Below are 23,074 nucleotides of genomic sequence, written 5' to 3'. Positions count from 1 at the left end.
GGCAGAACTGTTCGTTATTCCGTAAAATTTGATAACGCATTCAGTATTTGACAAAGGGCGGGCTTGAAAATATAATTAGGTTGCCTAATTAATACTGTGTTTAATTATTAGTAGACCTAACTAAAATGAGGAGGCGGAAAACGTTGGGGTAAACAACGAAAATCCAGTCGCACAACGGCTGTTTATGGCCCTGCGGCAGCTGCGCAAAGCACATGTGCATCAGGCTGTAGACGGGCATAAGCCGAGTGAAATGACTTTACTGATATGCCTCGCCAGAAAATCCCGCTCGCCGGAGGAAGGGCTCAAGGTTTCCGAAATCAGCCGTCTGCTGGGAATCACGCCCCCCACGGTTACGCAGCTGATTAACAGCCTTGAGGCCAAAGACATGGTAGAGCGTCAGCCGGACCCCTCCGACCGCAGAGTGGTGCGGATCCGCCTGACTGAGCAGGGCAGGATTGTAACCAGAAAAGCGCGAAATCATATGGACGCCTCACTGGGCAAGCTGGTGGAATATTTGGGTGAAGAAGAGAGCAACCTTCTAGCAGACTTGCTGATGAAGGTGCAGACTTTTGTCGAAGAGAATCCGCGGCCTGATCTGGACCTGTTACAAACGAACGGAGATGAGAAGATTGATTAAATTGTTAAAGGGACTTAAGCCCTTCCGGTGGGGCGTAGCTGCAGTACTGATTCTGGTCTTTCTGCAATCCATGGGGGATCTGTACCTTCCAACCCTGATGTCCGATATCGTGGATAAAGGGATTGTGCAGGGAGACCGCTCCTATATCTGGAGAATCGGCGCTTACATGCTGCTGGTTGCCGGCGGCGGAGCGCTGTGTTCAGTCATCGCAAGTTATCTGTCGGCCAAGGTAGCTGCCGGCTTCGGCAGAAACACCCGCTCGCGGATGTTCGAGCATGTAGAGAATTTTACACTGCATGAGTTTGATAAGCTGGGCACAGCCTCGCTGATTACCCGCACTACTAACGATATTACGCAAGTACAGACAGTATTGACTATGATGCTGCGCATGATGGTCGGCGCTCCGATGATGATGATCGGGGGGATTATTATGGCGGTATCCGAGGATGCCAAGCTGTCCCTGATCTTTGTCGTTGTCATTCCGGTGCTCGTAGGAGCGATATTCCTGATCGGGATGAAGGGACTGCCGCTGTTCAAAGCAATCCAGGTGAAGCTGGATACCCTAAACCGGGTGCTGCGCGAGCATCTGACCGGTATCCGGGTTATCCGTTCTTTTAACCGGATTGAACATGAGAACAAGCGCTTTACCGCAGCCAATAAGGATCTCACGGATACGGCGATTAAGGTTAACAAAATTATGGCCGGCCTGATGCCTATTATGATGCTGGTTATGAACTTCTCCATGATCGGCATTCTGTACTACGGCGGTATCCGGATCGGTGACGGAGACCTGCAGGTCGGCTCACTGATGGCCTTTATCCAATATGCGATGCAGATTATGTTCTCCCTGATCATGGTTTCCATGATGTTCGTACTGATTCCCCGGGCGTCTGCTTCCGCACTGCGGATCAATGAGGTGCTCGATATGCAGCCTGAGATTATTGATCCGACAGCCGGAGACCTGCTGGCCACCTCCGATGCGAAAAAGCTGGACGGACGGGACGGCCTGCGCGGCTACGTCGAGTTCGATAACGTATCCTTCTCTTATCCGGGAGCGGAGCAGCCGGCGCTGTCCGGAATCAGCTTCAGTGCCCGTCCGGGTGAAATTACGGCTATTATCGGCGGTACCGGGTCAGGTAAATCGACGCTGCTCAGCATGATTCCCCGCTTCTATGACGTGATTGAAGGGGCTGTGCGGGTGGACGGCGTGGATGTCCGTGAAATGACGCAGGAGGACCTGCGCAGCAAGATCGGCTATATTCCGCAGAAGGCGGTATTATTCACCGGCACCATCAATGAGAATATCCGCTACGGAAAAGATGATGCAACCGATGAGGAAATCATCCACGCGGCCAAGGTGGCCCAGGCTTATGATTTCGTCTCGGCGATGAAGGAAGGCTTCGGCTCACAGATCGCCCAGGGCGGAAGCAACGTCTCCGGCGGCCAGAAGCAGCGGCTGTCCATCGCCCGGGCACTGGTCCGCAAGCCGGAAGTCTATCTGTTCGATGACAGCTTCTCCGCACTTGACTTCAAGACAGATGCCAAGCTGCGCGCTGCCCTGAAGGAGGAGACCACGGAATCAACGGTACTGATCGTCGCCCAGCGGGTCAGCACTGTTATGGATGCCGACCGGATTATTGTACTGGATGAAGGCCGGGTGGCCGGCATCGGCAATCACCGTGAGCTGATGGAGAATAGCGAAGTGTACCGCGAGATTGTATCCTCGCAGTTGTCAGAGGAGGAAATAGCATGAGTGAAAGAAATCAGCAAATGAAGCCTCCGGCCCGCCGCGGCGGCGGCTTCGGCCCCGGTCACGGCGGCCCCGGCATGGGGATGCCTCCGGAGAAGGCCAAGGATTTCAAGGGTACGCTCCGCCGGCTGATTACGTACCTGCGTCCGCGTCAGGTGCAGCTGCTCATTGTCTTTATCACGGCTATAGCCAGTACCGTATTCAGCATCTTCAGCCCGAAAGTGATGGGGAAGGCGACCACCAAGCTGTTCGAAGGCGCCTACGGGATGCTGACCGGAGTAGAGGGAGCACACATTGATTTCGATTATGTGAATAGAATTCTGCTTATTCTGGGCGGATTGTATCTGTTCAGCTCCTTATTCAGTTACGTTCAGCAGTACGTAATGGCCGGAGTCGCCCAGAAGGTTGTATTTGATATGCGGGAGCAGGTTAACAGCAAGCTGGAACGGCTGCCGCTGAAATATTTTGATTCCCGTACCCACGGGGAAATTCTCAGCCGGGCAACCAATGATGTAGATAATATCAGTACAACGCTGCAGCAGAGTCTGACGCAGCTGATAACGTCCATCGTGACCATTATCGGGGTCATCATCATGATGCTGACGATCAGCCCGTGGCTGACCCTGATTACAGTCATCACCCTGCCGCTGAGCTTTGTGGTCATTATGGCCATCACGAAGCGTTCCCAGGGCCACTTTATCGGCCAGCAGAAATCACTGGGCCAGCTGAACGGCCATGTTGAGGAGATGTACACCGGGCACCGGATCGTCAAAGCCTTTGGCCGTGAGCAGCAGTCGCTCAGCGACTTCAATAAAATCAACGATGATCTGTACAACTCCGGCTGGCGTTCCCAGTTCATGTCCGGGATGATTATGCCGCTGATGATGTTTATCGGTAACCTTGGCTACGTGCTTGTCTGTGTAGTCGGCGGGATTTTTGTAACCCGCAAGGTGATTGAAGTCGGTGACATTCAAGCCTTTATCCAGTATTCCCGCCAGTTCACAATGCCGATCACCCAGACGGCCAATATCGCCAACATCATCCAGTCAACGATTGCTTCGGCAGAGCGTGTCTTTGAACTGCTCGACGAAGAAGAGGAAGTGCCGGAAACAGCAGTGTCCCGGTCTAAGGCTGCCGCTGGCGCTGAAGAAGGCGCTGTTGAATTCCGCCATGTGAAGTTCGGCTACAAACCGGATGCGATTCTGATCGAAGACATGAATATCGACGTCAAGCCGGGACAGACGATTGCGATTGTCGGACCGACCGGCGCCGGTAAAACAACGCTGATCAACCTGCTGATGCGCTTCTATGAAATCAGCGGCGGCGAGATTGTCATCGACGGTGTCAACATCACCGAAATGAAGCGCAGCGAGCTGCGCAGCAAATTCGGGATGGTGCTGCAGGATACCTGGCTGTTTAACGGTACGATCCGTGATAATATCGCTTACGGACGTGAAGGTGCTACGGAAGCTGATGTGGTACGCGCGGCCAAAGCGGCTCATGCCGACCACTTCATCCGTACACTGCCGCTTGGCTACAACACGATCCTGAATGAGGAAGCATCGAATATTTCCCAGGGACAGAAGCAGCTGCTGACGATCGCCCGGGCGATTCTGGCCGATCCGTCGATTCTGATTCTGGATGAAGCGACCAGCAGCGTCGATACGCGGACTGAAGTACAGATCCAGAAGGCAATGAAGACGCTGATGACCGGAAGAACGAGCTTTGTCATTGCCCACCGCCTGTCCACGATCCGCGATGCCGATCTTATTCTGGTCATGAACCAGGGCAGCGTGATTGAAAAAGGTACGCATGTTGAACTGCTGGAGCAGGGCGGCTTCTACGCCGACCTGTACAACAGCCAGTTCTCCGGCGACGATCTGCCGGATGCAGGCTAAAGCTCACCACAAAATGCACCGCCCGCACCGCTCCTGTATTTATAGGGAGCGGTGTTTTTATTATGGAAAGAGTGGCAAGGATAATAATGGAAGGGCTGTTTTAAAAAAAGATTTGATTAAAATTTTCGGGGTATATATGATAAGGATGATAAAATGACCCGCGGCTCATTTTTGAGAAGAGTCTGGGCAAAGAGAGGATGAACAGGATGTCGGGCTACGGGAAATGGGTGGCTGGCCGGATTACAAAGTGGATCACTTTGCTGATCTGGATCGTGCTGGTGGGAGTGCTCACGCTGTTATGGCCTTCCGTGAATTCACAGGTAATCAACAATGCGCAGAACCTGCCGGAGACCTCACAGTCAGTCCAGGCAGCGGCTGTTGCGGATCAGGAGTTTCCGGGCGGCAGCGGTGTGCCTGCACTGCTGGTGTGGCACCGTGACGGCGGATTATCGGAGGAGGATTTAGTACATATTATTGCCTTGTACGGCAAGCTGGAGCAGCAGCCGCTGCCCTCCCAGAATTTTGTGCCACCGCTGGGCCAGCTGCCGCCGCAGGCGCTGCAGGCTTCATTGTCGGAGGACCGCAGTACACTGGTAACCCCGGTGCTGTTCGACAAGTCGGCAGACAGTGACGCGCTGGGTGAAGGCATCACTGAACTAAAGACACTGGTCCGTGAGGAAACGGGCACTGATCCTTCTGCAGCCGGTGTGGACAGCAATGAGCTGAGCCTGCGCGTATCCGGACCGGTTGGTATTTCAATTGATGCCACAGGCTTGTTCGAGAATGCTGACGTCTCTCTGCTGATTGCCACTGTAATTCTCGTGCTTGTATTTCTGCTGCTGATCTACCGTTCACCGATTCTGGCGCTGATTCCGCTGGTGGCCGTGGGCTTCGCTTACGGGGTGACAAGCCCGGTGCTGGGCCTGATGGCCAGAGAAGGCTGGATTACAGTAGATTCACAGGCCATCTCGATTATGACCGTGCTCCTGTTCGGGGCGGGAACGGACTATTGCCTGTTCCTGATCTCACGGTTCCGCCAGATGCTTAAGGTAGAGGAGAACAAGGGGCGGGCTTTGCTTAGCTCGATCACTCATTCCTCCGGAGCAATTGCGATGAGCGGCTTTACGGTGGTGCTTGCGCTGTTCGCGCTGCTGCTGGCTAAATACGGGGCGTATCACCGGTTCGCAGTACCATTCAGCGTTTCCATCCTGATCATGGGCATTGCCAGCCTGACGCTGGTGCCGGCGCTGCTGGCGATCTTCGGGCGGATGTCATTCTTCCCGTTTGTACCGCGGACACCGCAGATGGAGGAGGAACGGGCAAGAGCTAAAGGCAAACCGGTGCCACAGCCGAATGCGAAGAAAGCTGGCAAAAAAGGGATCGGCGGCCTGGTGGTATCCCGCCCCTGGACGATTGTAGCTGTTACAATTATCGGCCTGGGCATATTAGCCTCCTTCTCCACCGGCATTAAATTTACTTATGATCTGCTCTCCTCATTCCCTGAGGATATGGAATCCCGGGAGGGCTTTGACCTGATAGGTACACAGTTCTCGCCGGGCGAGCTGGCTCCGGCCAAGCTGATCATTGATACTAAGGGCCAGGTAAGCGGAGAGGACTTCAAGGTGATTCTTGGCGGACTGTCCTATGTGGATACCGTATCCGACCCGCAGCAGGGGGCAGTCAATCCGCAAATGATCGGCTTTGACCTGGAGTTCAAGGACAATCCTTATTCCCTGGAGGCGATGAATCATATCCCGGCTCTGCTGAACACAGCGGAGCAGGCGTTGGTGGAATCGGGCTTTGAGGAATCGCAGGCGCATGACAGCGTATGGGTAAGCGGGCAGACGGCTACCCAGTATGATACAAAAGAGCTGGGTGAGCGTGATACCGACCTGATTATTCCGGTCGTTATCGGTATGATTACGCTGCTGCTGCTGATCTATCTGCGGTCGGTGACGGCAACCGTCTATCTGGTGGGAACGGTAATTCTCTCCTTCTTCTCCGCGCTTGGCCTGGGCTGGATTATTATTCATTATGTACTGGGCGCCGATGCGATCCAGGGGGCTATTCCGCTGTACTCGTTTGTCTTTCTGGTTGCGCTTGGCGAAGATTATAACATCTTCATGATTTCGAACATCTGGAAAAAGCGTAAAGTGATGCCGCTGAAGCAGGCTATTGCCGAAGGGGTTAATGAGACCGGCTCGGTCATCACCTCTGCCGGGCTGATCCTGGCCGGCACCTTCGCCGTCCTGGCCAGCCTGCCGATTCAGGTGCTGGTGCAGTTCGGCATCATCACTGCCATCGGTGTGCTGCTTGATACCTTCATCGTCCGGCCGTTTCTGGTGCCGGCGATTACGATGCTCTGCGGCCGCTGGGCGTTCTGGCCCGGCAAGCATATAGAGCAGCCGCAGCCATCCGGCAGCAAAGAATAAGCGGCGGGTGACTCACCGCCGACCGGTAACATAAACAGGGATGCCCCGCTGGCCTTACGGCCAGGCGGGGCATCCCTGTTTGCGCGTATACGGCCGGCAGTGGTGCGGTTATTTCCGGCAGCGGCTGGGCAGCAGCCCGTCTTCAAGGCCGGCAGAGCGCGGTGCTATGCGTCCGCTTTAAGCTTGGTCAGCGGTACGGTAGCCGGCCCCTCCAGCACATCACCTTCATAGGAGAACCGGGAGCCGTGGCACGGGCAGTCCCAGGAGCGTTCCGCGTTGTTCCACTCGCATTCGCAGCCCATGTGGGTGCAGGTTCGGTCCACCAGATGCAGCTTGCCCTCAAGATCACGGTAGGCGCCGGCCCGCTTGCCGTCATGAAAAACAACAGCCCCTTCATCAGCACCGAGCTCACTGGTCTTTTTATGGACAATCTCCACCTTGCCTACCACCAGCTCCTTGGCGACATTGGCATTCTGCATGATGAAGTTCTTGATCGACGGGCGCGCCTTGAACCGGGACGGGTCATACAGATCGCTGTAGCGGTTTGCACGGCCCGCAATCTGGTCGGTGATGATCTGTGCCGCCAGCGTACCGTTTGTCATGCCCCACTTGCCGTAGCCGGTTGCGATATAGATTTCTTTATCCTCAGAGGGTTGGCCGATATAAGGAACCTTGTCCAGCGTAATAAGGTCCTGGGTCGACCAGCGGTACGGGATCTGCTTAATGCCCAGCAGCCCGCCGGCAAACTGCTCCAGATTCTCGTAATGCCCGAATGTACAGATGCCTTGTCCGGTTTTGTGATTTTCTCCGCCGACGATGACCAGGCTCTGTCCGTTCCATTCCACGGCACGCAGCGAGCGGGTAGGCTCGCCTGCGCTCAGGTACATTCCGCCTGCAAAATCTGTTTCCGGCTGAATGGCCAGACAATAGGAACGCTCTGCATGCAGGCGTGAGAAATACAGCCCTCCGCCGTCATAAAAAGGAAAGTGGGAAGCCGAGATTGCATGCCGGCAGCGGATCTGATGCTCACTGCCTTCCGTGTACAGGGTAATACGGTCCTCCTTGTCCACTTTTTCGCCGATCATGGTATGCTCGTAAACTACACCGCCTTTATCCAGTACGAACTGCAGCATGCCTTTCAGATAATGCAGGGGATGAAAGCGGGCTTGATCCGGCAACCGGATCGCCCCGGCTACCATCAGCGGAAGCGGAATATGGTCCAGCCATTCCCCCGGAATACCGAGCTTCTGGTAAGCCTCAAACTCCTGCTCCAGCTGCTTCAGTGTTTTGTCGTCGCCTTTGTCTGCATACAGATAGGCATCCTCAGCATGTATGCCACAGGAAAGCTCAAGCTCTTCGGCTGTACGGATGATCCACTTCAGCGCCTCGCTGTTTGACTGGTAATAAGCCCAGGCCTGCTCCTCTCCGAAATTCTTCATAAGATCGGCATAGATCATCCCGTGCTGGGCTGTGATTTTGGCGCTGGTAAACCCGGTTGTGCCGCCAAGTACTTCACCGGCTTCCAGCAGTGTGACCTTGTAGCCTTCCTTGCTAAGCAGATAAGCCGCCGTAATTCCGGTAATTCCCGCTCCCACAATGGCTACATCTGTAACATGATCTTCCGCAAGCTTCGGAAATGCAGGCAGCTCTGTCGTGCCTCTCCACAGGGATTCCGGAAATTGCGGAAGACCTTGTGAACCTGTATTCTCGGACTGGCCGTTCGGTGTACTCATCTGTAATCCCTCCATAAGCAAGATTCATTTCATTTATTACCACACTCCCGCCAAAAGAAACCTAAACCCGTCTCTGTGCATGAAAGAAGTATCTGTGTGTCAGAATAAGGTATAATTTCCGGAGAAATCCGGCTGAGGGGGAGTAAGGATGCCGGCACAGCAAAACACGGAAGGGGTAACACTTCAGGAAATTAAGGGGCAGCTGGACAACTTTGCTGATCTGGAGAACAGGGTATTGACCGCAGCGTCCGGAACGGGAAAACTGCTGTTTATCAAGAGCATCACCGACCCGCAGATTATTAACCGCAGCCTGGTCGCAGCCTTTTATGAAATGAATGATCCGGCCGCCTATGCCGAATATCTGGCGCACTACCCGGGCAGCCAGGCCGTTAAGGACAACAAGCAGGCGATGGACCTGATGCTGGCCGGCTATGCTTGTGTGGAGGTCGAAGGACAGCTGATTTTCTTTGATGCCCTGAAGGCGGAGACCAGCAGTGTCAGCCAGACGGTGACGGAGAGCATTACCCAGGGGCCTTCAGATGCGCTTACAGAGAATCTGGCAGTCAATCTGAACCTGATCCGCAGGCGCTACCAGTCGTCGGAGCTGAAGATGGAATCATTGCTTATCGGAAATATCTCCAGAACGAAAGTAGCCATTCTGTATGATGACAGCAGGGTGAATCATCAGGTGCTTGACGAGCTGCGCGAGAGACTGAGCACACTCCGGGTAGATATGCTGCAGGCCTCGGGTGAGCTGGAAAAATACATCAGCAGCGACAAGCTGCGCATCTTTCCGAAAACGATTGTAACGGAGCGGCCCGACCGGGTGGTCTTCAATCTGGCTGAGGGCAAAATTGCCATCATGCTGGATACAACGGGCTTCGCGATGATTCTGCCGGTAATCTTCAATGATTTCTTTGTAGCGATGGATGATAAAATTCAACTTCCCTTTGTCGGCCGCTTCCTGAAGCTGCTGCGAATTATGGGTGTAGCGATGACGCTGTGGCTGCCCGCGCTGTATGTCGCATTCACTTCCTATAATCCGGAGATTATAAGGGTGCAGATTGCACTGCTGGTTGCCGGGAGCCGGGCCACTGTACCCTATCCTTCCTTTGTGGAAGTGCTGATCATGCTGATCATGATGGAATTTCTGACGGAGGCGAGCCTGCGGCTGCCGCGGGCAATCGGGCCGACGGCAACGACGGTCGGGGGTCTGATTCTGGGCCAGGCGGCAACGGCGGCCGGACTGGTCGGCAATATTATGATTATCCTGGTATCGGTGGTCGCCATTTCTAATTTCATGATCCCCCTGAATATGATGAGTTTCTCCATCCGTGTCCTTAAATATCTGTTTGTTATAGCCGCCGCCGCAGTAGGGCTGGTGGGTGTTGTGGTCTGTCTGGTCGGATTCACCATGTATCTGTGCAGCCAGCGCAGCTTCGGCCAGCCTTATTTCAAAATGTTCGTTCTGGACAGCCTGGGAGCTTCTTCAGGCAAACAGAAGGGCGGCGGAAGCTGATGAACCAAAGCCGCTACGTGTATTGGCTGTTTTTGATGAACAGCCTGCTGAACATCCTGAATTTTGTCCCGCGGGAGCTGCTGGACGCCCGTTTCAAGGGGGCACAGACCTCGATCCTTGTTGCTGTCGTTCTTGGGACCCTCTTTCTGACTGTCTTCACTATCCTGATCGCAAAGTTTCCGGGTAAAAGCATTCAGGATATTCTTGAAACTGCCCTGCCAAAATGGCTGATTATTCCGCTGATTATTCTGTTTGCTTCACTCTGGTGTGTTGCCGGACTGATTACGCTCCTGTCTTTTGTGGACATTACACTTCGCTTTGTCAGTCCGGATACCGGCCCGCAACTCGTAATTCTCAGCTTTCTTGTTCTGGTATGCTTCTGTGCACGTATGGATTCCCTATCCATTTTGTACGGAATGGAAATGATGCTGGCGATCATCCTGCCGCTGATTCTGTACGCCATTATCAAAGCGCTGGTCAATCCCGATTTCAACTGGGATTCGGTGCAGCAGATTGTGACTTATTCAGCCCATGCACCGGATATGAAAAGCATTGCCGCCGCCACCTTCTCCTTCAGCGGCTATTTCAATCTCGCTATTTTTAACCGGGTACTGCCCAAGATGAAGATGAAGCACAGCTGGGTTTATGCGGTTAACGGGCTGGCTGTGCTGCTGCTGACCTTTTATGTGCCCATTGGCTATTTCGGGACGATCGGTGTGGAAAAACACGTTTATACCTGGTTTTCTACAGCAGACAGTATCCGGATCGATACCTTTTTAATAGAACGGATGCTGTTTATTTTTTATATTGCCTATTTAACGCTGTCCCTGGTCAGTGTGACGGTTCACTGGCACGTCGGCAAGGAACTCCTTACCGGTCTGTTCGGCCAGCGCAAACGGGCAAAGGCCCGGACCAAGGTATGGCAGGAGCTGGCGGTTCTCGGTCTGTTCAGCGGAATCACCCTGTTTTTTATGCGGCTTGACCAATATCAGCTCAATCAGTTCGGGGTTGTGTTTCTTTATACCCGCTGGTTCGGAGAGCTGTTTATGATTATGCTGCTGTTCTATTGCTATGCGGCAGCTTACAGGAGGCGGAGCACGTGAGAAGGCTGCTGCTGTACATAGGAATCGTGCTGTTGTGCCTTACAACAGGCTGCGAGTACAAGGATATTGACCGGCGGATATTTGTGGTTGCCATCGGGATTGACCCCGGGGAGAAGGAGGATTTCAAGGTCAGCCTGAAGCTGGCAATCCCGCAGGGAGAGGTAACCAAGATTGATGAGAAAATGCTGATTATTACGGAAGAATCGGACAGCATCTCCGAGGCGCTCCGCCTGATGAAATCGAAAGTTGAAAAGGAGCTGGACTACGTACACTGCAAATCAATCATCATAGGGGAAGAAATGGCCAGCCGGAATATCAGGCATATCCTCGACTGGGCGGTGCGGCGCAGGGATATCCAGCTGATCCTTAATTTTGCCATCGGGCGTCCGGCGGCGCTGGATGTACTCAAGGTCAAGCCCCCGTCTGAGCGGATTCCCTCAAATTCCCTGATTATGGCGATGAGCGGTCAGGGCACGGAGTCCCCTTTTATCGCCAGCGTCTATTCCTACCAGCTGATGAGGGATATATACGAGCAGGGCAAGGATCCGATCCTGCCGGTCATTGAAGCGGAAAGTGAGACCCAGTTCCTGATAGATAAAATAGCCCTTTTCGACAAACAAAAGGTTCAGCTGGTGCTGAATCCGGAGGAGACACGGCTGTTTAATCTGCTGACCAGGTCTGACCTGCGGACCAATTTTCCGGCCAGGGTGGAGGACAGCGATTTCCAGTACTATACAGAGAGCAGCGCTTCCAGCTACAAGATTACAACATCCTCCTCAGGAGCGCCGTTGATCCGCTATAAGATCAAGATTAAAGGCATTGTAGAGGAGAACAGCACCCAGGAGCTGATTACCCACAATCTGCTGGGGGAAATATCGGAGGCCGGCGGGAAGGAGCTGGAACAGTCGGTTAAGGCGTTGCTTGAAAAAATCAAGGAAAAGCGGCTTGATCCCTTCGGTTGGGGACTGCGCTACGGGGCAAAGCACTGGAATAACGAAACGGAAGCAGAGGATTGGGAGGCATTGTATCCTGACTTGAAATTCGAAATTATGGCTGTCGTGAGAGTGAAGTATTCCGGGCTGATCAAATAAAATAGGCGGGCGATAGATTGACGCTGGAGTCTGCAGGATTTATACTTGATCTAAAAATAAGTTAAAGGATGATAACGATGAGAAACCTGAACTTAACCTCACAGCGGCAAGCCGTTTATGATATCGTCCGTAATTCGCATGACCACCCGACTGCTGCAGAAGTGATGAACCGGCTGGTAGAGCAGGGTCATAACCTGGCCTACGGCACTGTCTATAACTCTCTGCGTTATCTTACCGATAAAGAGATGATCCGTGAGCTGAAGCTGGGGGAGGCTGCGAGCAGATATGACGCGCGGATGGACGACCACCAGCATATCCTGTGCGAGGTCTGCGGAGCGGTGGATGAAGTGATGACCCATGTGCCGGAGGAGTGGATGAACAGCGTAGCGGAGGAAACCGGATATACGATCTCCCATGCTCATGTTGTCTTTGGCGGAGTATGCCCGGCATGCAAGAATAAAGTAGTGAATTAGGACCCGGGACAGGCTGAAGCAAAGCGGAATGGCTGCCGCTAACTAAATATAGATATAACAAAAGACCGCTTTCACGAAAGCGGTCTTTTGCTGTTTTTATAAAAATTCTCAGATAATATAGGAGAAAAACAATAATTGCGACTTGAAAAAAGGGTTTTTAGCTACGGTATATAATTATATTAAATGACAAAGTTGCTCGTACTTAAGACCTGAACGAAAGAGAGCGTGACCACCTTGCGAAAAAGATTCCATTGGAACATCCGTATGAAGCTGACACTTACATACCTGCTCGTCCTCCTGGCGCCCAGTCTGATTATAGGCTGGCAGACCTACGAATCAGCCAGCAGCAAAGTGGAGGAGCAGCTGATGAATAACGCTGCTGGGAGTGTTGAGGCGGTTAATGAGATTATCAATGCCAACATTGAAGCCAAAATGAATGATATTGAGTATTTTGCAGCCAGTCTGTCTGCCGAAGACGTCAATTCAGAATCGGCAGGGACTCCGGCCGGTATTACGGCCCGGCTAAGGGAGTATGCGGCGCTGCATCCCGATGTTATGGATCTTTATGTGGGAACCAGCCGGGCGGGGGTTCTTCATGCTTCTGAGAAGGAGCGGCCGGAGGGCTATGACCCCCGCAAGGAGAGTTCTTATGTGAACGCGCTGAAAAATGGCAGCGGTGTCGTCATCTCGCCGGCCTTTCAAACTGTGAATAACGAGACGGTAATTGCCATTTCAGCTGTGCTTGCGGGCGGGAACGGGGTGGTGTCTCTTGATCTTGATCTGTCGGCACTCGCAGAGCTTACAAGTATTAAAGTAGGCAAGCAGGGTTATATTTTCATTCTGGACAGCAGCAAGAAGTTTCTGGTGCATCCGACGGAAAAGGTCGGCCAGGAATCATCTGATGAGTTTGTCAAAAAGATGTTTGAAGCAGACTCCGGAGCGTTTGACTATACATACAAGAATTCAGACAAAAAAATGACCTATATGCAAAATGAGCTGACCGGCTGGAGAATCGCCGGGACAATCGATAAAAGCGAAGTATCGGGTGCGACAGCTGATATCCGCCAGACTGTCTTTTTGGTAATCGGCATTTCGGTTGTGCTGGCACTCCTTCTGATCTACATCAATGTTCAGTCTATTCTGCGTCCGCTGGGCAGACTCCGTCAAGCTACAGCTGTGATCGCGCAAGGGGACCTTTCAGAGGATATCGGAGCTTTCCCCCGCGATGAGATCGGCATGCTTGCCGACAATTTCCGTGTGATGGTTATAAGTCTGCGTGAAATGATTACCAGCGTTCAGGAGATGACCGAGGATGTGTCCTCCTCCGCCGAGGAGCTGGCTGCCGGAGCTGACCAGACCACCCGGGCGATTGAGCATGTTACGCTCGCCATACAGGAGGTCGCCGCGGGCATGGAGCGCCAGGTGGCCAGTGTGGTAAAGGGGACGGAGAGCACAGCCGCTACCGCAAGTGAGGTCCAGTATATTTCCGGCTTTATGGAGCAGGTTTCAGCGATGATGGATAAAACGTCGCTGTCCGCTGCGGAAGGGAATGAATCGGTAATCAGTGTGGTCGACAAAATCAACGGCATTCATGAAACCGTGGAGGAGCTCGGCGCTGTAATCGATAAGCTTAATGTGCGTACAGAGCAGATTCAGGGCATTGTCGGGGTCATTACCGGCATCTCACGCCAGACCAATCTGCTTGCCCTTAACGCCTCTATCGAGGCAGCGCGGGCCGGCGAGCAGGGCCGCGGCTTTGCTGTTGTCGCTTCCGAGGTACGCAAGCTGGCAGAAGAGTCGGAGAAATCGGCACGGATGATCTATGAGCAGATCTCCTCCATCAACGAAGAAGTGAAGATGGCTACAGCCACGATGGAAGATGCCAAGAACCGGGTATCAGACGGCATTATGGCGGTAGATACCACCGGCCGCTCCTTCTCGCGGATCCGCAGGGCAGTGAAGGGGGCAGCCGAAAAAATCGAAGGCATGGGCGGTGCAGTGCAAACCCTGTCGGCTGAAGCTGCCAGCATGGAGCAGGCCATCGGTGAGATTGGCGGTATTTCCAGGGAAGCAGCCGGGAGTACCGAGACGATCTCTGCGGCAGCACAGGAGCAGCTTGCAGCCGTAGAGGAGATTTCGTCCTCGACAGCCAATCTGAGTCATCTGGCCGAGGAGCTGCAGAAGCTGGTAAGCCGCTTCAATCTGCATTCCGTCAAGAAGGAATAGTGAAGAAACAGCTTACATGGCGCTTTTCTTTTTACACCCTTTGCAAGTATACTGGTAGACAATAATGCAGGGTTAACAAGGGGGAACGAAGATTATGGCAGAGCAATTGAAGGGAATGACCGTCGCCCTTGCGGGTCCGCGTAAATCGGAGGAAATGGCCAAGCTGGTCGGAAATATGGGCGGCATCCCGCTGTTCCGTCCGGCCCAGGGGACGGTCTTTCTGGATGACACAGCGCTGCGTGAAGGACTGGACTCCTGGACACTGCAGCCGCCTGACTGGGCGGTTCTGACTACCGGCATGGGGCTGGATGCGCTGTTCGGCATGGCTGAAGAAATGGGGCTCGGCGGCCGTTTTCTGGAGGTGCTCTCTGCTTCTTCCATTGCAGCCCGGGGTTACAAGACCGTTAATGCCTTGAAGAAGCGCGGCCTTGTGCCCGCCGTACGTGATGATGACGGAAGCACCAGCGGACTGATCCGCGGCCTGCAGGAATTCGATCTTGCGGGTAAATCGGTTGTGCTGCAGCTGCACGGTGAGCCCGCACCCCGGCTGATTGCCTGGCTTGAGGCAGCAGGGGCTTCGGTCAGGGAAGTCCAGCCTTACCGTCATACTCCGCCTGAGCCCGGGGCGCTGGAGCTGCTGCTCACCGAAATTCTTGAGGCGAAGGTAAACGCAGTGGCATTTACCAGTGCGCCGCAATTCCGCTTTCTGTCGCAGTATGCACAGGAGCAAGGGAAGCATGAGCAAATGCTGCATGCCTTTGAACATACAGTGCTGGCGGTATCTGTAGGCAAGATTACCTCTCAGGCGCTGAAGGAAGAAGGCTTACAGAGAATTGTAATGCCTGAGCATGAGCGGATGGGCAGCATGTTCGTTGAGCTGGGGCGTTATGTGGCCGCAGGCCGTTAAAGCAAGCTCAGAGGTGTGTTCCCGTTCCTGCCGGAGCGGGATTTGTTTTTGGCGGCCGGCGCCGGGCAATCATCATGGACATCCTCAGCAGTTTTCCTTAGAATAGTAGCAACGTATACGACAAATTATGTGGAAAGATTCATGAAGGAGGATACTTATGGACAAGAGAAAATGCCTGCTCCTGGGCGATTACACCCATCCCCGGTTCCACCCGCTGCAGGGTGTGGACCAGCAAATCGGTGAAATTCTGAACGATCTGCTGACCGTTCAGTGTTCAGAGAATAAAAAATTGATGCTCGGTGAGCATCTGGCCGGATATGATTTATGCATAGCCTACAACGAGCTATGGAACGAGACCGTTTCCCCCCAGCAGACGGCGGGTCTGCTTAGTTATGTAAGCGGAGGGGGCGGCCTGATTGTGCTGCATACCGGCATCTCGCTGGCCAAACGGTACGAGCTGGCCGGGCTGATCGGAGCGAGATTTACGACTCATCCGCCGTATGCCCCGCTGCAATTCAAAGTGCGGGAGCATGATATTACAGAGGGCATCGAAGATTTCCATCTGGACGAGGAGCCGTACCGCTTTGAGTTCGATCCGTTCACGGAGAAGACGGTGCTGCTTGAATATGAGGCGGATGGCGAGACTTATCCGGCGGCCTGGTGCCACCGCTACGGGCAGGGCCGGGTTGTATTCCTGATGCCCGGCCATCATGAGCCTACATTCCGCCATCCTGCGGTCCGTCAGCTGATTCTGCGGGCGGCTACCTGGGCGGCACGTATTCCAAGATAATTTCATCAGATGATACCTTTGCCCCTTGCAGCCCAAATTTTGTGAATTAGGCCGTCAAGGGGTATACTTTATCCATAACTGCAATCCTTGGGAGGAAAAAGCGATGAGTGATTTGTTCAAGAAAGCAATATCATTAGGAGTAGGCCTCACCATAGTCAGCAAAGAGAAAGTCGAGAAGGCAGTAGATGAGCTGGTAAAACGCGGAGAGCTCGCTCCTTCGGAGTCGAAAGCGCTGATTGACCGGCTGGTGGAGCGCGGCGATGAAGAACGCGGCGCATTCAAGACCGCAGTACAGGAGCAGGTTCAGAAGGTACTGAAGGATTTGAAGGTGCCTGTGCAGAGCGATATCGCTGAGCTGGAGGCACGCATTGCTGTGCTTGAGCGCCGGGTAGCCGAGCTGGAAGGCGGCTCCGCAGCTACTGTCCCGGATTCCGGTTCCGCCGGTTCCCAGGAAGATATTATTACGGATACGCGTACGGATTAAATGGCAGTACGAATCAGACACGCCGGACGGTACCGGACCATTGCCATGGCGCTTATGCGTCATGGCTTCGGCTATATGGTGGAGGAACTGGGGCTTTACCATTTGCTGTCCCTGCCGCGCCGGATCATCAAGCATGAGACACATGCCGCACTTACCCTCGGGGAACGCATCCGGCTGGTGCTGGAGGATCTGGGACCTACCTTTGTAAAGCTGGGCCAGCTTGCCAGCACCCGTTCAGATCTGCTGCCCGAGTCCATTGTTGCCGAGCTGGTCAAGCTGCAGGACAGCGTGCCGCCGTTTCCGGCGGAGACTGCGCGCAGCATTGTGGAACAGGAGCTGGACCAGCCGCTGCATGATATATTTGAAGCCTTTGAAGATACGCCGCTCGCGGCGGCCTCGATCGGCCAGGTGCACCGGGCTGTGCTGCATGGGGGCCGGAGCGTGGCGGTCAAAATACAGCGTCCCGGTGTCACACGCACGATGCACCGCGACCTTGAAATTCTGCAGGATCTAAGCATCCTGGCCGAGAAAAAACTCGACTGGGCCAGGCAGTACGGGCTGGCCCGGATGACCGAGGAATTCTCGCGCTCCCTGCTGGCCGAGCTGGACTATGCCCAGGAGGGACGCAACGCTGAGCGTATTGCCGGCCAGCAGCCGGATCAGGCCAAGGCTAAAGTGGTTGTTCCGGCAATCTACTGGGACTACAGCTCAGCCAGAGTCCTGACGATGGAATACGTCAGCGGCATTACGCTGAACCGCCGGGAGGAACTGCTTACGCGCGGGCTTAAGCTGAAGACCGTTGCCCAGCAGCTGGTTGAAATGATGCTGGATCAGATTTTTATCCATGGCTTCTTTCATGCCGATCCCCATCCCGGCAACGTGATGCTGCTGGACAACGGCAAGCTGGCCCTCATTGATTTCGGTATGGTCGGGCGGCTCAGTGAAGAAATGAAGGACGGCCTGTCCGCACTGATCATCGCGCTGATGCGCAGGAATACCGATTCGATGGTCCGGGCCATTCTGCGTCTGGGAGTCATCCCGGAGGATGCCGACCGCGTAGCCCTGCGTGATGATATGGACCGGCTGCGGGAGTCTTATTACGACATTCCGTTTAACCAGGTCAGCATCGGCAAGGCACTGAACGATCTGTTCGGTATCGCCAGAAAACATAGGCTGGTCATTCCGCCTGATCTGGCGATGCTCGGCAAAACGATGCTGACCCTGGAGGGTGTGGTGGCCAACCTGGACCCGTCCTTCAGCATCGTACAGATGGCGGAGCCTTTTGGCAGGCAGCTGGTGAAGCAGCGCTTCAGCGGCAGCCGGGTGCAGCGCAAGGTGCTGGAAGGCATAGCCGATCTGGCCGAGAGCCTGGTTGAGCTGCCTGCGCAGGCCCGCCAGCTGTCGGCGCTGATCAGCAGCGGCAAGCTGAAGGTTGAGGTGGGCCTGCCGGAGCTGAAAGATATGGAGCACAAATTCAGCCGGGTAGGCAACCGGCTGTCCTTCAGTATTGTGCTGCTGGCCTTCAGCATCATTATGGCCGGCCTGATTATCGGCTCTTCCCTGCGCGGCACGCCGTCGCTGCTGTGGGATTTTCCCACGGTCGAGATCGGTGCTGTCATCGCGCTGCTGATGGTGATCTGGCTGCTGCTGTCGATTTTCAAGTCGGGACGGTTCTAACGGCCGCAGGGTCAAATTATTATTTTCAAGCAATTTACACAAAGACGCCAAGATCAAGTACAATAAGTAGGATAACTTTCTAAAAATATAAGAATGTATATGTTTTACACTATAAATTATCCTTATATTTCGCGCAGAAACGGATGCCGTCCTGTTCAGGACGGGCAAAGCCGTTTTTACTTGGCATAATGTTTCCGGGAGCTGCTTGCCGGACAGACTATTGTATAGAGTGTAATGGAACGCAAAAGGAATGCCGTCATCAATGTCCGGTGGATCGCTGCTGCCCCAGATACCGTACTTTGACCGCACTTCTGCTGGGTACAAGGCGGCATATGGGACGGAAGGACCCGGGAAGGCGGGTTCTTCCGCTTTTATTTGTCCCTTAAAGGGAAATCGATCGTACATTACTCCGGACATGGATGCCAATAAGTTATGTAACAGGACAAATTAATGAAATTAGTGAGGTGGAGCAATTGCCGGGATTTAAAGGGTTGGGCGTTTCAGAAGTATTGAGTGATTTGCTGAAAGGACAAGGCATCGTTAAACCGACGCCGGTGCAGGAGGAAGCGATTCCGCCGCTGGTGCAGGGACTGGATGTTATCGCCAGAGCGAAGACGGGAACGGGAAAGACGCTGGCTTTTTTGCTGCCGATTATGGACAAGATCCGGGTAGAAGCGGCTTATCCGCAAGCCCTGATTCTTGCGCCGACGCGTGAGCTGGCACTGCAGATTACGGAAGAGGCGCGTAAGCTTGCCCGTCATACAGGCGTGAAGATCCTGGCCGTCTACGGCGGACAGGATGTCGAGAAGCAGCTGCGCAAGCTGGAAGGCGGCCGGCACCTGATTATCGGTACTCCGGGCCGGCTGCTTGACCATCTGCGCCGCGAAACCCTGGATCTGGGCGGCGTGAAAATGCTCGTGCTCGATGAAGCAGACCAGATGCTGCACATGGGCTTCCTGGAGGACGTGGAAACCATCATTACAGCCGTTCCTTACCGCCGCCAGACGATGCTGTTCTCGGCAACGATGCCGGACGCGATCAAGCGTCTGGCTGCGAATTATATGAAAGAGCCGCTGGATATCATTATCAAGAGCGGATCTTCCATTCCGCTGGAGAATATCCGCCAGCAGGTTGTAGAGGTCTCGGACCGCAATAAGGAAGAGGCGCTGCAGGCGCTGATTGAACGGGACCGTCCTTATCTGGCGATTATTTTCTGCCGGACCAAGCGCCGGGTGTCAAAGCTGAACGAAGCACTGCAGGCTGCAGGCTATGACTGCGACGAGCTGCACGGCGACCTGTCCCAGGCCAAGCGTGAGGCGGTCATGAAGCGGTTCCGCGATGCGAAGCTGCAGCTGCTGGTTGCTACGGACGTTGCCGCCCGCGGACTCGACGTTGAAGGGGTTACCCATATCTTCAACTATGACCTGCCGCTGGATGCGGACAGCTATATCCACCGGATCGGCCGGACCGGCCGGGCCGGCGGCAAAGGCCTGGCGATTACCTTCGCCTCGCCGCGTGAATACAACCTGCTCGATCTGATCGAGCACGGGACTTCCCAGCGGCTGGACCGCCGCCGCTATGAGAAGGATGAATTCGGTGTCGGCGAATTCACCTCCGTGCAGGGCGGCGGCTCCCCGCGGGGCGGCCGCCGCAGCGGTGCGCCTGAGCCGGCCCGTGCCGGCCGCGGCGGGCGCAGCCAGGGACGCAGCGGCGGAGCGCCGCGTGCGGAAGCCGGTGCGCGCCAGGGCGGACGCGCACGCGGTAAAGAAGCAGGCGGCTGGGACGCGCCTGCAGAAGGCCGCGGACGCAGCGAAACGTCCGCGGGCAAGCGCAGCGCCTACGACGCAGCAGCGCGCAGAGGCGGAGACTCCGCCGGCCGCAGCGCGGCGAAGCCAAGACCGGGCGGCGGCTACGGCAGCTTCGACGCCCGCAGCAATGCGGCTGCAGATTCTGCAGCCGGAGTGAACGCCGCCGGCAAGCGCGGCGGCAGAGGGGCCGCCGGTTCCAAGGGCGGCCCAAGCAGCGGCTACAGCACCAACGTATCGCGCGGTGCGGATGCCGGTGGCTTCAGCTACGGAGCCTCCAAGGGCGCCGGCTCCGGCGAGGGCTATAACCCGGGCGGGGCTAAGGCCAGCCCGAAACACAGAGCGAACGTCGCCCGCAGCAATGAAGCGGGCGCATGGAGCGCTTCGCCGCCGGCCAAGGGCGGCGGCTCCCGCGGCGGCAGCGGCGCGGGCGGCTCACGCAGCGGCAGCAATGCCGGCGGTGCAAAGGGCGGCAAAGGCAGTTACGGCAGCTACAGCCAAGGCAGCGCCAAGGGCGGTAAAGGCGGCTACAGTGCTGGCGGACGGAGCAGCGGCGGCGGATCGCGCGGCGGGCGCGGCAGCGGTTCCGGCGGCTCACGCGGCGGACGCGGCTCCTCCAGATAAAGGCGCCTGAATAAGATCGAAACCTGTTACCATAGGCGGTGGCCAGCACAATAGGCTGCCGTTCCTGTGGTAACATTTTTTTTCGGCGATCCAGCCTAACACGGCCGGGCGCGGAATCAAAGGCACTTCTGCCCTTGATTCCGCTCAAAGCCGGCCCGAGCGCGGAATCAAAGGCACTTCTGCCCTTGATTCCGCTCAAAGCCGGCCCGAGCGCGGAATCAAAGGCACTTCTGCCCTTGATTCCGCCGAAAGCCGGCCCGAGCGCGGAATCAAAGGCACTTCTGCCCTTGATTCCCCTCAAAGCCGGCCCGAGCGCCGAATCAAAGGCACTTCTGCCCTTGATTCCGCCCAAAGCCGGCCCGAGCGCCGAATCAAAGGCACTTCTGCCCTTGATTCCGCTCAAAGCCGGCCCGAGCGCGGAATCAAAGGCACTTCTGCCCTTGATTTCGCCCAAAGCCGGCCCGAGCACCGAATCAAAGGCACTTCTGCCCTTAATTACGCCCAAAGCCGGCCCGAGCAGCAAATCAAAGGCACTTATGCCCTTGATTCCGCCCAAAGCCGGCTAGGTTACCCTCCTATGAGGGAAAGCTGTCATAATAACTGCACTACTTTACTCATTTCCACTCCTGCTAGCGTTCATTGATTACATTAAATTTAACATTTTGAAACATTTTGGACGCAAAGCTTGTCTATAATGAAAATTGAAAATAAAGTTTCACGGCAGGTCAGCAGGTTAAACATCATAAAAAACAACTTGAGAGGAAGCAGCATATGTCCAGAACTGTCAAAATCGTTATCTTATTCATAGCCGTAATCGCCATAGGCTGGGGAATCGGCAAATATACTTCCTCGTCGCCTTCGGCTTCACAGGAAGAAGGGGCGTCTGCAGGCGCAGGCAATGAGCTTCAGGCTCCGCCGGTTGCCCAGCCTGAGGCATCCTCTGAGGCGTCTGCTGTGCCGGTGGCTACTCCGGAGGCCACTGCTGCGCCGCAGCAGACTGAAGCGGCCGAGCCTACCGCAGCACCAACAGTCAAGCCGTCCGAGCCGGCGCCTACCGTTAAGCCAACTACTAAACCGGCCGCAACCGCTAAGCCATCCGGCGGCAGCGGGTCCGCTGATGCCGAGCTTACTGCCGCCGAGCCGGACAGCGTAACGGTCATGGTTAATAAGCAGTACAAGCTGCCCGAAGGGTACAAGCCTGCGGATCTGGTCTATCCGGATGTCCCGTTTATTTTCTCGGAGAAGATTGAGAAGCGGATGATGCGCAAGACAGCGGCCGCAGCGCTGGAGAAGATGTTTGCCGGTGCGAAGAGTGATGGTGTCCATCTTGCCGGCGTGTCCGCCTACCGTTCGGAGAAAACGCAGACCACGCTGTTTAACAATTATGTCAAACGCGATGGCGAAGAGAAAGCCCGTACCTACAGCGCCGTTCCCGGCCACAGCGAGCATCAGACAGGGCTGGCGATTGACGTATCCGGCAGTGACGGTAAATGTGCCGCAGAGAGCTGCTTCGGAGGAACCAAGGAAGCGGGCTGGCTGGCTGACCATGCCGCAGAATACGGTTTTATTATCCGTTATCCCGAAGGTAAGCAGTCGATTACCGGCTACAAATACGAGCCGTGGCATATCCGTTATGTAGGCATCGATATCGCTGAGGATATTGTGGCCAGAGGCGTTACGCTGGAAGAATACTACGATGCCGTTCCGGTATCGAACTAATAAGCAGGCGGTCCCGGTATCCGGGGCTGCCTTTTTAAGTATGTTCTAGGCTATCAATAATCCTTCTAATTCTCGTGTGGCCGTTTCTACTTATTTTCGTTTTCGCTGGGATGCCCGGATATTCCCTCTTTCACGGACTTACCCTGCTCTAAAAGGACAAGTGGTTCACCCTGTAAACGGCTGGTTAAGTACTGGGAAACCATACT

Annotated in this window: 17 protein-coding genes; 16 read left to right on the top strand and 1 reads right to left on the bottom strand. The window is 55.0% G+C overall.

The genetic code is table 11. The features are described from left to right. Positions 1-184: 184 nt before the first annotated feature. The 4 genes from NST84_RS28725 (at position 185) to NST84_RS28710 (ending at position 6,717) form a co-directional block, all read left to right on the top strand. Positions 185-637, top strand: coding sequence for a MarR family transcriptional regulator (locus NST84_RS28725; protein ID WP_342563416.1), 453 nt, complete (start codon positions 185-187; stop codon positions 635-637). Then, the gene (locus NST84_RS28720; RefSeq protein WP_342563415.1) at positions 630-2,390 is read left to right on the top strand and encodes an ABC transporter ATP-binding protein; all 1,761 of its coding nucleotides are present in this window, start codon (positions 630-632) and stop codon (positions 2,388-2,390) included. Before NST84_RS28725 ends, NST84_RS28720 begins: the two co-directional genes overlap by 8 nt. After that, the gene (locus NST84_RS28715; protein WP_342563414.1) at positions 2,387-4,285 is read left to right on the top strand and encodes an ABC transporter ATP-binding protein; all 1,899 of its coding nucleotides are present in this window, start codon (positions 2,387-2,389) and stop codon (positions 4,283-4,285) included. Before NST84_RS28720 ends, NST84_RS28715 begins: the two co-directional genes overlap by 4 nt. Before the next feature lie 197 nt (positions 4,286-4,482). Next, positions 4,483-6,717, top strand: coding sequence for an MMPL family transporter (locus NST84_RS28710; RefSeq protein WP_342563413.1), 2,235 nt, complete (start codon positions 4,483-4,485; stop codon positions 6,715-6,717). A 164-nt stretch (positions 6,718-6,881) separates the two neighbouring features. Here NST84_RS28710 and NST84_RS28705 read toward each other — a convergent pair whose 3' ends face one another. Then, positions 6,882-8,450, bottom strand: coding sequence for an FAD-dependent oxidoreductase (locus NST84_RS28705; protein WP_342563412.1), 1,569 nt, complete (start codon positions 8,448-8,450; stop codon positions 6,882-6,884). 148 nt (positions 8,451-8,598) lie between these two features. Here NST84_RS28705 and NST84_RS28700 point away from each other — a divergent pair, with 148 nt between their 5' ends. From NST84_RS28700 to NST84_RS28645, 12 genes are all read left to right on the top strand, one after another. Continuing rightward, positions 8,599-9,969, top strand: a complete 1,371-nt coding sequence (locus NST84_RS28700) for a spore germination protein (protein WP_342563411.1) — start codon at positions 8,599-8,601, stop codon at positions 9,967-9,969. Then, on the top strand, positions 9,969-11,072 hold the full coding sequence (locus tag NST84_RS28695) for a GerAB/ArcD/ProY family transporter (protein WP_342563410.1): 1,104 nt from the start codon (positions 9,969-9,971) through the stop codon (positions 11,070-11,072). The genes NST84_RS28700 and NST84_RS28695 overlap by 1 nt, the downstream gene beginning before the upstream one ends. Further along, positions 11,069-12,163, top strand: a complete 1,095-nt coding sequence (locus NST84_RS28690; RefSeq protein ID WP_342563409.1) for a Ger(x)C family spore germination protein — start codon at positions 11,069-11,071, stop codon at positions 12,161-12,163. The genes NST84_RS28695 and NST84_RS28690 overlap by 4 nt, the downstream gene beginning before the upstream one ends. Positions 12,164-12,240: 77 nt before the next feature. Beyond that, on the top strand, positions 12,241-12,636 hold the full coding sequence (locus NST84_RS28685) for a transcriptional repressor (RefSeq protein ID WP_342563408.1): 396 nt from the start codon (positions 12,241-12,243) through the stop codon (positions 12,634-12,636). Between the two features lie 264 nt (positions 12,637-12,900). Next, positions 12,901-14,862 (top strand): methyl-accepting chemotaxis protein, encoded by a 1,962-nt coding sequence (locus tag NST84_RS28680; protein ID WP_342563407.1) that lies wholly within the window; start codon positions 12,901-12,903, stop codon positions 14,860-14,862. 94 nt (positions 14,863-14,956) lie between these two features. After that, positions 14,957-15,769 (top strand): uroporphyrinogen-III synthase, encoded by an 813-nt coding sequence (locus NST84_RS28675; RefSeq protein ID WP_342563406.1) that lies wholly within the window; start codon positions 14,957-14,959, stop codon positions 15,767-15,769. 157 nt (positions 15,770-15,926) lie between these two features. Further along, positions 15,927-16,559 carry a ThuA domain-containing protein gene (locus NST84_RS28670; protein ID WP_342563405.1) on the top strand — a complete coding sequence of 211 codons (633 nt, stop codon included), beginning with the start codon at positions 15,927-15,929 and terminating at the stop codon, positions 16,557-16,559. A 103-nt stretch (positions 16,560-16,662) separates the two neighbouring features. Beyond that, positions 16,663-17,043: a polyhydroxyalkanoate synthesis regulator gene (locus NST84_RS28665; protein WP_342563404.1), complete on the top strand. Its 381-nt coding sequence runs from the start codon at positions 16,663-16,665 to the stop codon at positions 17,041-17,043. Then, complete coding sequence (locus NST84_RS28660) at positions 17,044-18,720, top strand: AarF/UbiB family protein (protein ID WP_342563403.1); 1,677 nt, start codon at positions 17,044-17,046, stop codon at positions 18,718-18,720. 419 nt (positions 18,721-19,139) lie between these two features. Beyond that, positions 19,140-21,149, top strand: coding sequence for a DEAD/DEAH box helicase (locus tag NST84_RS28655; protein WP_342563402.1), 2,010 nt, complete (start codon positions 19,140-19,142; stop codon positions 21,147-21,149). A gap of 134 nt (positions 21,150-21,283) precedes the next feature. Next, positions 21,284-21,715 (top strand): hypothetical protein, encoded by a 432-nt coding sequence (locus tag NST84_RS28650; RefSeq protein ID WP_342563401.1) that lies wholly within the window; start codon positions 21,284-21,286, stop codon positions 21,713-21,715. Positions 21,716-21,920: 205 nt separating this feature from the next. Beyond that, on the top strand, positions 21,921-22,868 hold the full coding sequence (locus NST84_RS28645; protein WP_342563400.1) for a D-alanyl-D-alanine carboxypeptidase family protein: 948 nt from the start codon (positions 21,921-21,923) through the stop codon (positions 22,866-22,868). Positions 22,869-23,074: the final 206 nt, after the last annotated feature.

This window comes from Paenibacillus sp. FSL R7-0345 (assembly GCF_038595055.1).
Classification (GTDB): Bacteria; Bacillota; Bacilli; order Paenibacillales; family Paenibacillaceae; genus Paenibacillus_AQ.
The sequence above is the reverse complement of the archived record's forward strand: the minus strand, read 5'-3'. Positions and strand labels throughout refer to the sequence as shown.

Bases quoted from the DNA above. Each gene is read 5' to 3' on its own strand.
- NST84_RS28725 (WP_342563416.1), top strand. From the start codon at position 185: ATGGCCCTGCGGCAGCTGCGCAAAGCACATGTGCATCAGGCTGTAGAC.
- NST84_RS28715 (WP_342563414.1), top strand. From the start codon at position 2,387: ATGAGTGAAAGAAATCAGCAAATGAAGCCTCCGGCCCGCCGCGGCGGC.
- NST84_RS28710 (WP_342563413.1), top strand. From the start codon at position 4,483: ATGAACAGGATGTCGGGCTACGGGAAATGGGTGGCTGGCCGGATTACA.
- NST84_RS28705 (WP_342563412.1), bottom strand. From the start codon at position 8,450: ATGAGTACACCGAACGGCCAGTCCGAGAATACAGGTTCACAAGGTCTT.
- NST84_RS28700 (WP_342563411.1), top strand. From the start codon at position 8,599: ATGCCGGCACAGCAAAACACGGAAGGGGTAACACTTCAGGAAATTAAG.
- NST84_RS28695 (WP_342563410.1), top strand. From the start codon at position 9,969: ATGAACCAAAGCCGCTACGTGTATTGGCTGTTTTTGATGAACAGCCTG.
- NST84_RS28685 (WP_342563408.1), top strand. From the start codon at position 12,241: ATGAGAAACCTGAACTTAACCTCACAGCGGCAAGCCGTTTATGATATC.
- NST84_RS28680 (WP_342563407.1), top strand. From the start codon at position 12,901: ATGAAGCTGACACTTACATACCTGCTCGTCCTCCTGGCGCCCAGTCTG.
- NST84_RS28675 (WP_342563406.1), top strand. From the start codon at position 14,957: ATGGCAGAGCAATTGAAGGGAATGACCGTCGCCCTTGCGGGTCCGCGT.
- NST84_RS28670 (WP_342563405.1), top strand. From the start codon at position 15,927: ATGGACAAGAGAAAATGCCTGCTCCTGGGCGATTACACCCATCCCCGG.
- NST84_RS28665 (WP_342563404.1), top strand. From the start codon at position 16,663: ATGAGTGATTTGTTCAAGAAAGCAATATCATTAGGAGTAGGCCTCACC.
- NST84_RS28660 (WP_342563403.1), top strand. From the start codon at position 17,044: ATGGCAGTACGAATCAGACACGCCGGACGGTACCGGACCATTGCCATG.
- NST84_RS28655 (WP_342563402.1), top strand. From the start codon at position 19,140: ATGCCAATAAGTTATGTAACAGGACAAATTAATGAAATTAGTGAGGTG.
- NST84_RS28645 (WP_342563400.1), top strand. From the start codon at position 21,921: ATGTCCAGAACTGTCAAAATCGTTATCTTATTCATAGCCGTAATCGCC.